General features: G+C 65.4%; 1 protein-coding gene. It reads right to left on the reverse strand.

From position 1 onward, the window contains the following. On the reverse strand, positions 1 to 836 hold an 836-nt coding region (locus tag Q5Y75_RS28350), incomplete at its 3' end, for an integrase (protein ID WP_306203652.1). Positions 837 to 897: the final 61 nt, after the last annotated feature.

Below are 897 nucleotides of genomic sequence, written 5' to 3' on the forward strand. Positions count from 1 at the left end.
ATCGCATCCGGGGAAAGGCGGCGTTTCAGCACCCGGTCGGCCTTGGAGATCGGGCGAAACAACGGCCCGTCCTTGATGTTGGCCACCTCAATCCAATGTACCAGCGCCCGGGCTGCGCGGCCCTTGAGCACCAGTCGCGGGGTCTCGCCTTTTTGGGTGGTTTTGGTTTCCAGCAGGGAAAGCCAGACCAGGCCTTTCTGCTCGAATTCTTTCAGGGACACATCCTCGCGCCTCAGCGCGGTGAGTTCCGAGCGCCGCCGTCCGCCCGAGGCCCAGCCCAGCATCAGCAGTGCCCGGTCGCGGCAATCCCGGCGAGAGCCGCGGCAGGTGGCCAGCAGCTGCTCCAGCACATCGCGGGTGATCGGGTGCTGCGACTTCGGGGCAGGGGGCCGGGCCGCGGCGCGTCTTGCCTTGGCACGGGCCTGCTTGACCTGCGGCGCGTCAAACGGGGAGGGGAGGTTCTTCATCCGGTGAAAGGCCAGCCAGGAGGCAATGCGGCGGTCCAGGGTGGACGGGGCCGGGCAGGCGAGCGACTTGCGCAGGCCCTGCGCAATTAGCATCTCGGCCGTCCGGCGGGCGCGATCGTCTGGTGCCGCGTCATTCAGATCGCGGGCGTGATCCAGGATGAAGGCCAGCGCCGTGGCCTCACTTTCCGGCCAGTCCAGCGCCGTCCCGAAGCGCGCCGTCTTCCATGCGGTCACATAGAGCAGATCGCGCTCATAAGCCCGGAGCGTATTGGCGGGAGTGCCACGCACATAGAGATCGGTGAGCGCCTCCTGGTCTGCGGCGGAGAGGGCAGGGGAGGCGGGTGGGAGATAGGGGGCAGGAGGCATCATGAGGGTTATTCTGAGCCATTTTTGCAGCAAAATCAATGAAACATGATAAGGGATACTTATC

It is taken from the genome of Ruegeria discodermiae (assembly GCF_030758345.1).
Classification (GTDB): domain Bacteria; phylum Pseudomonadota; class Alphaproteobacteria; order Rhodobacterales; family Rhodobacteraceae; genus Ruegeria_C.